The 13,534-nt window shown below is 62.1% G+C and carries 12 protein-coding genes and 1 pseudogene; 5 read left to right on the top strand and 8 right to left on the bottom strand.

Going from position 1 to position 13,534, the window contains the following annotated elements; translation table 11 throughout:
• Positions 1-13: 13 nt before the first annotated feature.
• Positions 14-1,450 (bottom strand): type I glutamate--ammonia ligase, encoded by a 1,437-nt coding sequence (gene glnA, locus MJO58_RS07430; RefSeq protein ID WP_090600952.1) that lies wholly within the window; start codon positions 1,448-1,450, stop codon positions 14-16.
• A gap of 317 nt (positions 1,451-1,767) precedes the next feature.
• Between glnA and MJO58_RS07425 the strand changes: the two genes are divergently transcribed.
• A complete protein-coding gene (locus MJO58_RS07425) occupies positions 1,768-3,546 on the top strand; it encodes an NAD-binding protein (RefSeq protein ID WP_239722452.1) in 1,779 nt (592 codons plus the stop codon).
• A gap of 84 nt (positions 3,547-3,630) precedes the next feature.
• Here MJO58_RS07425 and mtf2 read toward each other — a convergent pair whose 3' ends face one another.
• The 7 genes and pseudogenes from mtf2 to MJO58_RS07390 form a co-directional block, all read right to left on the bottom strand.
• A complete protein-coding gene (gene mtf2 / locus MJO58_RS07420; protein WP_239722451.1) occupies positions 3,631-4,452 on the bottom strand; it encodes a fatty-acid O-methyltransferase Mtf2 in 822 nt (273 codons plus the stop codon).
• Positions 4,453-4,538: 86 nt separating this feature from the next.
• On the bottom strand, positions 4,539-5,369 hold the full coding sequence (locus MJO58_RS07415; RefSeq protein WP_239722450.1) for an LLM class F420-dependent oxidoreductase: 831 nt from the start codon (positions 5,367-5,369) through the stop codon (positions 4,539-4,541).
• Between the two features lie 233 nt (positions 5,370-5,602).
• Positions 5,603-5,934, bottom strand: a pseudogene (locus tag MJO58_RS07410) (Imm63 family immunity protein).
• A 110-nt stretch (positions 5,935-6,044) separates the two neighbouring features.
• Complete coding sequence (locus tag MJO58_RS07405) at positions 6,045-6,410, bottom strand: hypothetical protein (RefSeq protein ID WP_239722448.1); 366 nt, start codon at positions 6,408-6,410, stop codon at positions 6,045-6,047.
• A 207-nt stretch (positions 6,411-6,617) separates the two neighbouring features.
• On the bottom strand, positions 6,618-7,061 hold the full coding sequence (locus MJO58_RS07400) for a hypothetical protein (protein WP_239722447.1): 444 nt from the start codon (positions 7,059-7,061) through the stop codon (positions 6,618-6,620).
• Complete coding sequence (locus tag MJO58_RS07395; RefSeq protein WP_239722446.1) at positions 7,058-8,983, bottom strand: hypothetical protein; 1,926 nt, start codon at positions 8,981-8,983, stop codon at positions 7,058-7,060. Before MJO58_RS07395 ends, MJO58_RS07400 begins: the two co-directional genes overlap by 4 nt.
• Positions 8,984-8,986: 3 nt before the next feature.
• Positions 8,987-9,295, bottom strand: coding sequence for an RNA 2'-phosphotransferase (locus tag MJO58_RS07390; protein ID WP_239722445.1), 309 nt, complete (start codon positions 9,293-9,295; stop codon positions 8,987-8,989).
• Between the two features lie 156 nt (positions 9,296-9,451).
• On the opposite strand from MJO58_RS07390, the gene MJO58_RS07385 reads away from it, so the two are divergent.
• From MJO58_RS07385 to MJO58_RS07370, 4 genes are read left to right on the top strand one after another with little or no spacing between them, the layout of a single operon-like run.
• Positions 9,452-10,336 carry a TIGR03619 family F420-dependent LLM class oxidoreductase gene (locus MJO58_RS07385; RefSeq protein ID WP_239722444.1) on the top strand — a complete coding sequence of 295 codons (885 nt, stop codon included), beginning with the start codon at positions 9,452-9,454 and terminating at the stop codon, positions 10,334-10,336.
• A gap of 8 nt (positions 10,337-10,344) precedes the next feature.
• A complete protein-coding gene (locus tag MJO58_RS07380) occupies positions 10,345-11,487 on the top strand; it encodes a sulfotransferase family protein (RefSeq protein ID WP_239722443.1) in 1,143 nt (380 codons plus the stop codon).
• Positions 11,477-12,835, top strand: a complete 1,359-nt coding sequence (locus tag MJO58_RS07375) for a hypothetical protein (RefSeq protein WP_239722442.1) — start codon at positions 11,477-11,479, stop codon at positions 12,833-12,835. The genes MJO58_RS07380 and MJO58_RS07375 overlap by 11 nt, the downstream gene beginning before the upstream one ends.
• 40 nt (positions 12,836-12,875) lie before the next feature.
• On the top strand, positions 12,876-13,529 hold the full coding sequence (locus MJO58_RS07370) for a TetR/AcrR family transcriptional regulator (protein WP_239722440.1): 654 nt from the start codon (positions 12,876-12,878) through the stop codon (positions 13,527-13,529).
• Positions 13,530-13,534 lie beyond the last annotated feature (5 nt).

Here is a 13,534-nt window from a genome sequence, read left to right as displayed (position 1 = left end):
ACACTCGACCGGTTCAGACGTCGTAGTAGAGCTCGAACTCGTAGGGGGTCGGCCGGAGGTTGAAGGGCGCAAGTTCGTAGTCGCGCTTGTAGTTGATCCACGTCTCGATCAGGTCGGGTGTGAAAACGCCTCCTTCGGTGAGGTATTCACTGTCCTCCTCCAGCCGGTCGATCACCGCCGCCAGCTGGGTGGGAGCCTGCGGAATCTCCGCGGCCTCGTCGGGCGGCAGCTCGTAGAGGTCCTTGTCGACCGGCGGTGGGGGCTCGATCTTGTGTTTGATCCCGTCCAGGCCCGCCATCAGTTGGGCAGCGAACGACAGATACGGGTTTCCCGACGAGTCGGGGCAGCGGAACTCCAGCCGTTTGGTCTTGGGGTTGGTGCCGGTAATGGGGATACGTACGCAGGCCGACCGATTGCGCTGGCTGTAGACCAGGTTGATCGGGGCCTCGTAGCCGGGCACCAGACGCTTGTAGGAGTTCACCGTCGGGTTGGTGAACGCCAGCAGCGACGGCGCGTGGTAGAGCAATCCGCCGATGTAGTGACGCGCGGTGTCCGACAGGCCCGCGTAGCCCGTGTCGTCGTACATCAGCGGAATGCCGTCCCGCCACAACGATTGGTGGCAGTGCATGCCGGAGCCGTTGTCACCGAACAGCGGCTTGGGCATGAACGTCACGGTTTTACCTGCCTGCCAAGCCGTTTGCTTGACGATGTACTTGAACATCTGGTGGTCGTCAGCCGCGTGCAGCAGGGTGTTGAACTTGTAATTGATCTCAGCCTGACCACCGCTGCCCACTTCGTGGTGGCCCTTCTCCAGAGCAAAGCCGGCGTTGGTCAGATGCGTGAGCATCTCATCGCGTAGGTCGACGTAGTGGTCGACGGGGGCCACCGGGAAGTACCCGCCCTTGGGGCGGACCTTATAGCCGAGGTTGGGGGTGCCGTCGGACTCGTTCGCCTCTCCGGTGTTCCACCACCCAGATGTCGCGTCCACCTTGTAAAACGAACCGTTGGTGCGCGAGTCGAAGCTCACCGAGTCGAAGATGTAGAACTCGGCTTCCGGGCCGAAATACGCGATGTCCGCAATGCCGGAGCTGATCAAGTAATTCTCCGCCTTGCGTGCGACATTGCGCGGGTCACGCGAATACACCTCGAAGGTGATTGGGTCGTGCACGAAGAAGTTGACGTTGAGCGTCTTGCGCGCACGAAACGGGTCGATGGTCGCGGTTTCCGGATCGGGAAGCAACAACATGTCGGACTCGTGGATCGACTGGAACCCGCGAATCGAGGAACCGTCGAAGGCCAAGCCCTCCTCAAACACGTTCTCGTCGAAGGCGTAGATCGGAATCGTGAAGTGCTGCATGGTTCCTGGCAGATCGCAGAAGCGTACGTCGACGTACTCGACGTTCTGGTCCTTGGCGAGTTTGAAGATGTCGTCGGGCGTCTTGTCGGACAAGGAATGCTCCTTTGCTTAATGGCGCGACAGCGCTTTCTACGCCTCAACTATTTCGTCCGCGTGACGCATTCGAGTCGAACCTGTTGCGCCTCATAACGATCGGCGTCGACTTCCCTCGCTCCTCCGGTGGCGTTAACCGGCGTTGTGCCCGATAGTCATATGAGCCGGCCGAAGCTGGTGTAAATAGAAGTCGGAGTACTCATGGCGCATAACGCAAAGCCACAGCCGAATGACGAACAGCCGGAACACCTACCGTTGTTCTGCGTTGGCTAGCTGTCGCGATTAGCTGGCGGCAAGCGAACGAACGATTACGCGAAATGGGCGAAGTCTTTCAATTTCATCGCGAAATCATCGTCAGCGGCGACGACCCGCTGTCGAAGACGATTGCTGAGGAGCTCAGAGGCGCAGGCGCGCGGATCATCAAGATCAACACCGCCGCCGATCTCCTTGGTGCCGGGGTGCATCGCGCCCGCGCCGTCGTGTGTGCGGGACCCAATGACGCCGTCAATCTCGAAATCGCTTTGCTGGCACGCGAATACAGTCCCAACGTCCGTGTGGTGGCCCGTCTGGCCAACGACGTGCTGCGCGAAGCGGTCACCGCCGTCAACGGCCCTGGCGCGGTATTGGACGTCGCCGACCTCGCGACGCCATCCCTCGTCGAGGCAGTACTGTCGCGCAACGCGCACCAGTTCGACACGGCTGGCATCGAATTCGTCGTCTGGGGGTCCGAGGCACCTTACGACGCGACGCTGCGCGAGATCCACGCCGACCTCGCACCCGTGGCAGTGGTTCACGGCAAGAACTCGCCCGCACCGGGCGAGGTAGTGCCATGTCCGGGACGGGATCTGCGGGTCTACGCCGGCGACTGGACCTCGATGATTGGCGTCAAAGACGAATTGCAGGCCCGCGGGATCACGGTGCCTCCTGCCACCGCGACGCGCTCTCGTCACTCCCGGGTGCGACGCGTCATCGACGCTGTTCGCGCCATGCGCGACGACGTGAACCCGATGCTGTTTCCCTCCCTGGCCTTTGCGGTGTTGTTGACGCTCGGCTCGACTGCCTTGTTTCGGTTCTACTACCAGCACCCAAGGATGTCGTGGATCGACGCCCTGTACTTCGCCTCCGAGACCATTACAACCGTGGGCTACGGCGACTTCAGCTTCGCCCAACAATCTCCTTTGCTGCGACTGTTCGCGGTCGGCGTGATGTTCGGCGGCGTCATTGTCACTGCGCTCCCGGTCGCATTCCTGGCCGACCTGCTGCTGTCGCGCCGATTCGTCCAAACGGCCGGGCTGCGCCGGGCACGCCATATGCGCGACCACGTCGTCGTGGTCGGACTGGGCTCGATCGGCGTCCGCGTGGTGACCGATCTGACCACTGCCGGATACGACGTCCTGGTCATCGAGCCGAATGAGAACAACCGGTTCCTGTCGACCGTCGCCGAACTCGACGTGCCGGTGATCTTCGGGGATTCGACGATGCGGCAGACGCTGGAATCGGCACACGTCGAGCGTGCCCGTGGCGTGGCGGTGGTGACCAAGGACGACATGGAGAACATCGAGACCGGGATCGTCTTGCTGGAGATCCTGGGTGCCGATACCAAGGTGCCGATCGTCATGCGCGTTCAAGGCCGCGCGCTCGGCACTGCGGTGAATCGGCGGTTCGGTTTCGAGAACGTGCGGTCGATCGTCGATCTGGCAGCGCCCTGGTTCATCGGCGCGGCGATGGGGTTGCAGGTGCTGGGGACCTTTTGGGTCGGGCAGCGCTCCTTCATGGTCGGCGGAATGCTGGTGGCGGAAGGCAGTGAGCTGGATGGCCTGCAAATGATCGAGCTGTCCACCCAGACGCGCGTCATTGCGATCACCCGGCCTGAAGGGCCGATCAGGCTGCGTCCCCGTCGCGACGCCCGACTGAAGGCCGGCGACACTGTCTACCTCGTCGGGCCTTACCGCGAGCTGATCGCGACGCTGCGCAAGGGTCAGCCTCCACCGGTGACCGCGGTCAACGGCCAGCGCGCCGCGACGCTCGCCGCGGCGCGTTCGGCGCACCGGCCAGACGTGCGCCCACCCAGATGGGCGCCCGACCCGGACGCTTGACGAACCAGGCGCTCGCCGATGAAATCGGCGGGGTGACGGCCCCAGCCTGAAACCGTCTTTCTGCCAACCTCTTCGGCCAAGGGGTCATGCTTTGGCGAAGCAGTACATCCGGTAGTCGGTGGATCCGCCGCTTTGCATGTCTTGGTGGACCCGCCACACCAGTACATAACCGTGGACCAGGAGCCACCTATGCAGGATCGCTGGCACCAGGCGATCGACCGCGCGTATCCACCATTGCGAATTCTTCTCCATACCGCGGACGACCTGCTCGTTGATCGTCGTGTGCGAAAGCATCGTCATCGGCGCGTTCGCCAGTTCCTTTTCCCAGTCGGCCACGGTGTCCGCGAAGCGGAAATCGGCATATAAGAAATGCCCGCCCGGGCGCAGCACCCGGCCTACCTCATCGAGGAAACGCGGGAACTCGCGGTAGAGATGTGAGGATTCGATATTGATCACCGCATCAAAAGATTGGTCAGGGAAGGGCAGATGCTCGGCGTCGCCTTTGATGAATTCCAGGCCGGCCAGCTGGTGCCGTTGTTGGCAGAATGCGATACCGATCGGGTTCAAGTCCAATCCGGTGTAGGAGGCTGGGTGCACGGTACGCACCAGGTAGGAGGCACCGCCGCCGTGGCCGCAACCGACCTCCAGCACCCGTTTGCCGGCAAGGTCGACCTGGGTCGCCGTCCGGTGGTAAAGCTGAATGAAGTACCGGTCGTGCTCATCGGAGTCCGACAGCGGTACGCCCATCGGCGGATCTTCCTCGTACCCGTAATTGAGGAACAACACATCGTCCGAACGAAGCCGACGGGTCAAGTAGGGATAAAAATATTGGTATATGTACTGGACAAATTTCGCTCTGAGAGTCCAAAACGGCGAAGGACGAGACTCTCGGGCCTCGAGTTCCATGGACGGAGTGTAGTGCCGTCATCATCGGCCCGAGCGAATTTATCCGAATTTCGCATATCAACGGCGACGCCACGAAACCCAAGGCCTCAACCGCTGTAGCCGGCCACCTTTGCGGCGTGGTCGTCGAGTATCCGAAGCGATTCGTCGAGCGGCTTGGTCGGCAATAGCAATGCGACTCGCTCGTAACCCAAGCCCGCCAGCGCGTCCCAATAGTCCGGATCGGCCGGCGTGCCAAACGTTGCCAGCGGAACCGCCTTGCCCCCGCCCTCGCGCATTTGGTCGATCCGCTTGGTCAAGCGCTCCACCGGAAGTGGGTTGGATATCCAACCGGCGTCATGCCGGATCACTCGTTTGACGGTGGCGTCTGAGTCACCGCCGATGAAGATCGGCGGGTGCGGTTTCTGAACCGGTTTGGGGCGTTGGAAGGAAGCGTCGAAGTCGACGTACTTGCCGTGATACTCGGCGGGTTCGGTTGTCCACAGCGCTTTGATGGCCTCGATGCGTTCGTCGAGCAGTGCGCCGCGCGTCTTCGGGTCAGTTCCGTGATTGCGCAATTCCTCGAGGTTCCATCCCGCGCCCACGCCAAACACGAAGCGTCCACCGGAGATCAGGTCGATACTGGCGGCCTCCTTGGCCGTGGTGATCGGATCACGTTCAATCAGCAGCGCGATCCCGGTGAACAACTCGATTGACGAGGTCACCGCGGCCGCCGCGGCCAACGTCACGAACGGGTCGAGCGTGCGGTAGTAGATCGAGGGCAGCTTGCCACCCTGCGGATACGGAGACTCCCGGCTCGCCGGAATGTGCGTGTGCTCGGCGATCACCAGCGACTCGAAGCCCCGCTCTTCAATGGCTCGTGCCAGCGAGATCGTGTCGATGGTGTCGTCGTTGACGAACGTCGCGATTCCGAATTTCATACTCGCCCCTATCTGTCGTTCGTGACTCGACGCGTACCCGTCAACCAACGCCCGCACGCACGACGCTAATCCCCGGGCCGCCCGCCGTCGGCACACGAGCACCACGGGCCTCCCGTGGGAGGAGCTTCGCAATTGCCCGCCTCCGAGCGACAAACCCCCCGCGACCGACATGCGGATTGTCGCTGTGAGGCGGGCACATTGGGCACGGGCCGAGAGAGTGACGCCGGCGAGGTCTACAGCGGCTCGCCAATATCGGGAAGTAACGCGATGTCTCCGGTTGGCCGTTGCGGAAAAGTGCTGCGAGCTCACGCACTCGCCTTTTCGCCCAGTCGGCATTGAATCGACTCAAGACTTGATACTCGTACTTGAAGCGCTCTGCGCGATCGCCAACCAATTTCGCAGCTTGGCCGGTCACGACACCTTGGGTGTACCAATAAAGAAGATCATCGAGGCTGCCGACGCGGTCGAAGACGAGTTTCCCTCGTTCGTAGTAGGCGAAGTGATTCGAGCCGTCTTCGGCGACATAGATGTTCAGATCGTCGTGTGTCCGGAACCCGACAGGCATGGGTCGAACGCCAAGTTTCTCCGACAATCGATCTATATGGGCTTGAAGTTCGGAAGATTTATGTTGCAGACGGTCCACCGCATCCCGCTATGATCGGAGCCAAGTCTTCACTATTCTCCTACTATCGCTGCGTACGCCGATTCAAAATAACGATCTATGCGCTCTCTTTTGATCCATTCGAGCCACTTCTGCGTAGTTTCGAAATTTGACCGTTCGTCCCGAAGATTCCGTACCAACTCTTCCAGGCAAATTTTAGGTTCATCTGCAAAGTCATTGAAGTAATGCCACTTTCGCGATTGATCGTACAGACCATGCTGATTCGGCGCATCTAGCGTACCGATCATCGCGTTGATCTCGCCCTCTCGAGAAGAATAGTAGACCTGGATCTTGCAATCTTGGCCGCGGTAGACGACAAATGAGGCCGTTCTGCCTCCTTCGTCGACATCGTCATCGATGGTGTCGACGGTAAACCCCATACTCGATATTCAATCCGAGGGACTCCCCGTTTCATTTGACTTGAGAGAACCTGCTGCGAAGCGGTCGCCGAATCGACTCAACACCTCGTACTCGTACTTGAAGCGCTCGGCGCGATCGCCAACCAATTTGGCCTGACAGTGCTTTGTTTTCAGGAGGTCGATCCCCACCGCCGCGAAATTTCCATAGCGAAAAACGCAAGGGAAAACTCACGGGCTCGACTTCCAGTACTCCGACCCGCCCATCTCCAGAATGCCTTCGTGTGCGATGGAAAAATATTTCTGGATGCGCTCCCGCACCGATTCAAGCAATTGACTCGTCGTCGGAAAATCGACATTAAGGTTGTCTTTCCTGATTTCCTCGAGTGGAACTCCCTGGCGAATGGCAAACCTGGGAAGGTATTGCCACTTCCCAGACTGATCGTGGGGACCGAACACCTTTGGGGCATCCAGTGCGGCAATCATGCAATTGATCGAGCCGTCCCTAGTCGAGTCGTAGATTTGGATTCTGCAATCCTTCGAACGGAAGAACACAACAGAGCCCTTTCGGCCCCATTCATCCACATCATCGTCGAACTCATCCAACTGAAAGCCAAGGTCAGTCAATAAGGGCTCGACGATAGACCTGACTCCTACCAAGAACTCTTGTGTCATCTCGGCCCCCCCGGGATACGCACCCACGAATCTCCGACTTGCTGATAACCGTATGTCGCGGCATTGCTCTTCAAGAACGCAATTTCTTTAGCAGAATATGAATTCGGATCTAGCGCCATCAGCTCCTCAACATTACCAAATCCCTGCGGTAAATGGTATTCGATCCGAGGGACGCCGCTCTCCATTTGGCCACGGAGGAATTGCTCGTTGACCGGCCAGACGAGGCTGTGCTCTTCTACCTTGCTAAGCCCGAACGCCATAGCGTCCCAAGCCGGGTCGCCAGTGCTGAAGTAGATTCCGCCCTGGCCTCTGGCTTCGCCGATGTAGCCGCCCTCGAGCCCGCCGTATTTGCCAAGGACCACTCGGTCCGGGTTGTCACCTACATAGTGAGTCGACATTTCAGCGATTTGTCGGCTGAGCTCTGTGGTCGGCTCTCCGTGCATAAACGCCGCGTAAAGATCTTGCCCTGCTTGGTCTGCAAACGGATGGAAAGGGATTGGGTGTTCGAAACCGATCGGGCTGTGCGGTAGCTGCGTTGCACCGTAATCGATTGCGGCGGCAGCGTCGATGTCGGCTAGTTTGCCAACGCCCGCCGCTTCCGGACCGAAGAGCATTGCGGGCAAGGAGACTGCGGCGTCGGCGGATTTGCCGCCAAGATAGTAGGCCGGACTCGGCGAATTCAGGGCATTTTGCACTTCGCCGATCGCCGCCCCCGCCGGGTTTTGGACAGTCTCGACCGTGCCTTGGATCATTTGCTTCCACGCGTCGAGCGCGCCCGGCAATCCGCGGTTTCCTACGCCGAGAAGGTTGTGAACACTCTCTTCGGTTGCAAACCAGCGGTCGGCGAATCCTTCACCGAATCCCGGCGGTGGCGGAGCCTTGGGCTCGGGAGGCATGTAGGGAGGAATTCCGCCCTGGTCGATCCACCGCTGCGCGCCGGCCACTGCTTCGTTCACGCGTGCTTCGATCTGATCCGGCGGCACGCCATCTCCGAGCATCACCTTGCGCAACAACGCCTTGGCGCTTTCCAACTCTGCGGGGCTCGGCTGGGGCAGCGGAACGGGGCCGCCGGGCAACAGCACCTCGTTCAGTGTCCGCGGCTTGCCTCCGGCCGCGGGGACCGGCGGGCCCTTCGGAAGCGGCGTGCCGCCCGGCGCCATCGCCGTCGGAGCCGGAGCGTCCTTGGGCGGGGCACCGCCCGGCGAAGCGTCCGCGGCGCCGGCGGGCATCAACATGTCTTGCCACGTCTTCGCCTTGTTCGCGGGCGCCGTGGCGTCCTTCGGCGGAGCGCTTCCCGGCGGACCGTCCACGCCGCCAACGGGCGTCAACATGTCTTGCCACGTCTTCGCCTTGTTCGCGGGCGCCTGGTTCGGTGGGCCTTGGGGCACCGGGGCACCACCTGGCGCGGATCCGGGAGCACCCGGCGGGGCTGTGCCGACGGCAGCACCGATCGCCGTGGCGAGCTCGTGATCGGCGGTGTGGGCGTGCACCTTGCAGGCGTCGAGCTCTCCCTGCAGGTTCTGCAGCTTGTAGGCGAGATCGAGTCGATTCGCTGGAATCCCCGCGGGGCCGACGTCGATTCGCCAGTCCGGCGTGATGGACCAACCGTTAGCCTGGGCGGCGCATTCGATGTCAACCAGCTCGCGCTTGCACGCGCTCACATCCGCCTCGGCCCGCGACACCGCCGCGGCCACCAGCTGGGATTCCGCGCCATCCGCCTCGATGTCGCGGCGAATCTTTCCTACGTCGACGCGAAATGCGTCGCCTGCTTCACCTTGCCACTCGGCGAGCACGTTGTGGGCCTGCTGCAGGCTTTCCCCCAAGCGCTGCAACGTACTTGCGCGTCCGGTGGCCGTCTCGAACACCGCGCGAATCGCGTTCAGATCCCAGCGCTTGACGTCTGCGGGCGTCAGCGACCCCACTCGCTACCCCTGTTCCCGCACCGACCTGAGCATGCTGGCCGAATCGTCCTCATTCGTGGAGAAACGGACCATCGCTTCGGCGACGTGCGTCCCCAATCCCCCTACCTGAAGCCTGTGTTGGCTGTGTCTGGCCTCCCACCGCGCCGCCAGCTGACCCAACGCGAGTTGCGAGGACCCGACCCAGCCCGGCGCGGCATCGGCCAGCCCGTCTTCATGGCCGACGAATTCCACCGCGGCCTCGCCGATCCCATTGAGCACATGATTGCTGCCAACGTGCAGCGCAACGAGATCGACATCCAACTCATCAGCCACGATGGCCCCCCTCTCGGTCCCCGGCACCGCGCCGTGAAGCTTAGCTAATTTTGTGAAGCGGCGCCCCTCACCCTCCAGCTATTTCCTCACTTGATTAAATACCTCAGGTGCATCAGGATGGCACCTGACTCAGCGAGGAGTGAAGGAGCCCGGCCGATGCGCTTCACGTTCACGGATGTGATGACGCGTTCGGAGTACCTGCCGAGCCTCGCCGTCGCAGCCGAGGCTGCCGGGTATGACGGGTTCACGATCCCCGATTCCATTGCTTATCCGGAACATTCGGACGCCGTCTATCCCTACACGGCCGACGGCGACCGCAGCTTCCTGGAGGGCAAGGAGTTCATCGAACCGTTCGTGCTCGCCGCATCGCTGGGGGCCATCACCGAGCGCATCCGCTTCAACACGTTTGTCGTGAAGTTCCCGCTCCGCGCGCCCGTTTGGGTTGCTAAGCAAGCATTCTCGGTGGCAAAGCTGACGGGCAACCGACTGGGCCTCGGCATCGGCCTTGGAACCAGCCCCTACCCGGATGACTATCTGATGGCCGGCGTCGACCCGGCGCACAAGGGCGCGCGGATGGACGAGGCCATCGATGTCTTCCGCGGCCTCGAGTCCGGGGAGTTCTTCGAGTTCCACGGACGCTTCTACGATGTCCCCTCGCTGAAGGTATGTCCGGTGCCAACCCGGCCGGTGCCACTGCTAATCGGGGGTCATTCGGATGCCGCCCTGCAACGAGCCGCGACGAAGGGCAACGGATGGATGCATGCCGGCGGACCGAGGGACGCCCTCACCTCGATGCTGAAAAAGCTGCACGGCTGGCGGGTTGAGGCAGGAAAAGTTAATGAGCCCTTCGAGATTCACGCCGCCGGCACCGACGCGCGAACCGTCCAAGGATGCAAGCAACTAGAAGACTTGGGCGTCACCGATGTCGTGGTCGGCTTTCGCAACCCCTACCTCAAGGGCGACGACACTCAGCCGCTGGCCGACAAGCTAGCCAAGCTCGAACGGTTCGCCGAAGACGTCATCTGCAAGGTCAATCCGTAAGGCGCGTCGTGAAGAACTTCTTCTATTTCGACTTCCGCACCTGGTGGACATTGGTGCGTCTGGTCCGCCGTGAACAGAATCCCGCACGCCGTCGCCGCCAGTACCGCACGATGTGCGTCGTAGTGCCGGCCATGGCGCTGCTGCACGCGGTGACGTTCGCGCTCGACCCCATCTTCTTTCCGTCGCTGCGACACACCGAAGTCCGCCAACCGGTCTTCGTGGTCGGTCACGCGCGCAGCGGCACAACGTATCTGCACCGCATGATGGCCAATGATCCCCAGTTCTCGTATGTGCTCCTGTGGGAGATGTTCTTTCCCTCGCTGATCGAGAAGAAGTTGCTAAGGACCGTGCTGCGCTGGGACCAGCGCCTGGGCGGTCGGCTCCGCCGGCGCATCGACCGCCTGGACGAGCGGCTGTTCAGCAAGAGTCAAAGTGTGCACGAGTCAGGACTTTTCGCACCGGAGGAAGACGAATTCCTGCTGACGATGTCGTGCGCGTCGGGCTTTTGGGTGGTGCAGTACCCATACGTCGACGAACTCGACTTCTACTACCTCGACGACCGGTGGCCCGCCGCCAAGCGAGACCGCGTCATGAGCTTCTACAAGGAGTGCCTGCGTCGCCAGCTGGTCCTCAACGGGCCTGACCTGACGCATCTTTCGAAGGCACCCGTGCACTGCGGCCGGGTGGAAAGCCTCATTCGAACCTTCCCCGACGCCCGCTTCGTCGTGCCGGTGCGAAACCCTTACGAGACGATCCCGAGCTTCCTCAAGCTGATGCAGTTCGCCTACTCTGCGCGCAAGCGGTCGGATTCGGACATACGGGCGTCTTTCCGGTACTTCGCGGACTCGTCATACCACTACTACCAGCACCCGCTGGCAGTATTGGACGCCCACCCCGAAGTACCCAGCGCGATTGTGGATTACAGCGACCTCGTGACGGACCCGGCCGGCACCATGCGCCGCGTGTACGACGAGGTGGGGCTCGAGATGGGCCCGGAGCAGCAGAAGGCACTCGCGGGCGAAAAGGGTCGCGAGTACCGGTCCGGACACACCTACAGCCTCGAGGAATTCGGGCTGGACGCCGACGAGATCCGCACTCGATTGGCGCCGCTGTTCGATCGATTCGGATGGGAGTCAGGCAATGTCGACTGAGCACGCGAAGACCCTACGCACCGCCTGGGACGAGATGATCGAGCAGCTGGGTCGGGCCAGGGATGCCCTCGAGTCTCCCGAACTGTACGCACCGCCGCAGGCCGGACCGCGCGATCTTGCTGAGGGCTATCGGTACCTGCTGGGCTTCGTGTACTCGGCAGTCGAGCGGGCGTTCTTCGGCGATCCGGCCTTCCCTTACTTCCGGCGAAGCCTGCAGGTCCTGGACAAAGCCACGATCGACAACAGCGACGCGATGTACCTCTCTACACCGATCGATGGGCGCTACACCTACTTGATCACCGGGCAGGTACAGGATTGGCGACATTGGCGCGGGGCTAAACCGGCGCCGTCGGGGCCCATCGCGCCCCAGTACGTCATCGTCGAGGCACACACCGGCTACGCGGGTGACAGCGGGGATCTAGCCGAACTGCAGCCGGGTGCGCGCGGCAACACCGGTAAGCTCGACTCCTCCGATCTGATCCTCAGCGACGACGGGCGATTTGAAATCTTGCTCGCACCTGAGCCGCCGGAGGAGCACACAGGGAACTTCATTGCCACGCAACGGATCTCGCGCGGCAGCGGTACGATGTTCTACGCGGAGCATGTGACCGTGCGATTCCTGTTCCACGACTGGGAACGCGAGCAGTCGCCGGAGCTGTTCATCCGCCGACTCGACAAGGTCGGCGAGCACCCGCCCGCGTTGCAGCCGGCCGCCGCGGCGGCGGCGATGCGTCGCGTTGGCGAAATCGTCGACAACCAGACGCGGTTCTGGAACAAGTTTTACGACGTGGTCCTCGAGGCCTACGGGGACCGCAACGGGGACGGCGTTAGCTTCATGCCGCGCAACGACTTCAACGCTCCCGCCGCTGCGTCTCTCGCGACCGGCGGCGGACAGAGCACTAACGTTTACTCCGGCGGGGTCTACGACCTGGCGCCGGACGAAGTGCTCGTCATTGACACAGAAGTGTTCGAGCTGCCGGCATACATGGGCTTCCACCTGGCCAACGTTTGGGGTGAATCACACGACTACGCCAACCACGTCAGCAGTTTGAACGGCACCCAGGCCGTACGCGACGACGACGGCCACTACCGGTACGTCGTCGCGCACCGCGACCCGGGCGTGCACAACTGGCTGGACACCACCGGACTCCGTGCGGGCTTCATGGCCATGCGCTGGACATACCCGCAGCCCACCGATCGGCTGCCCACGGTGACGGTGCGAAAAGCCTTGCTCGACACTCTGTTCGATCATCTTCCCGCGTCGACGCCTCGGACGACGCCGGAGCAGCGACGCGAACAAGTGCGGATCCGCCAGGAGCATGTCCAGCGCCGCTACCGGCAGTACTGACGAAAGGAACTCAGATGGGCGACCAGAACCCGCCGGCTCCGTGACGCAGCAGGTGAAGAAGCGCCGGGGCCCGCGCAACGACGTCGATGTACGCGACGTCATCCTCGACGTCACCGAGGCGATGGCCGGGCACACCAACCCAGACGCGGTGTCACTGCGCGCCATCGCCCGGGAGGCGAACGTGGCGCCGCGCGCCTTGTCGTATTACTTCGCCACCAAACGCGACTTGCTCGAAGCGGTGATCCAGCGTCGCTCCGGCATGATTTCCGAGAGCATCAAGGAGCGTCTGGTTCCGTTGCATGACCGAGAGGGCGCCGTCACCATCCGCGAGGCAGTAGACACTGTCCTGCTTCCCATCGTCGAACTCATCGAGCGCGAACCCGTTGGGGGCGTGCGCTGGATGCGGGTCTTCTCGACACTCAGTCAGACCGAGGATCCCTCACGAGTTGCCTTGGCGGGCTTTGATCCCGAGGTGATCGGCATGCTTCGTAAGGTCATGGGGCGAGCATTGGGCGGCGCGCCCGATGCCGGTGCCCGGCACCGGATCATGCTCGGCATGCTGGGCATGCTCGAGGCACTCACCCGCGTCGACCGGCCCGTGTACGGGCAACCCCTGCGCGAATCCGGTCTCGATTCCGACTTCGTGGAACAGCTCGCCATCTTCACCAGCGCCGGCATCGCCGGACGGACCTGACGCCG

Origin of the sequence: Mycobacterium lentiflavum (genome assembly GCF_022374895.2) — a bacterium.
GTDB classification, from domain to species: domain Bacteria; phylum Actinomycetota; class Actinomycetes; order Mycobacteriales; family Mycobacteriaceae; genus Mycobacterium; species Mycobacterium lentiflavum.
Note: the sequence above shows the minus strand (reverse complement) of the source record. Positions and strands in the feature narration are given on the sequence as shown.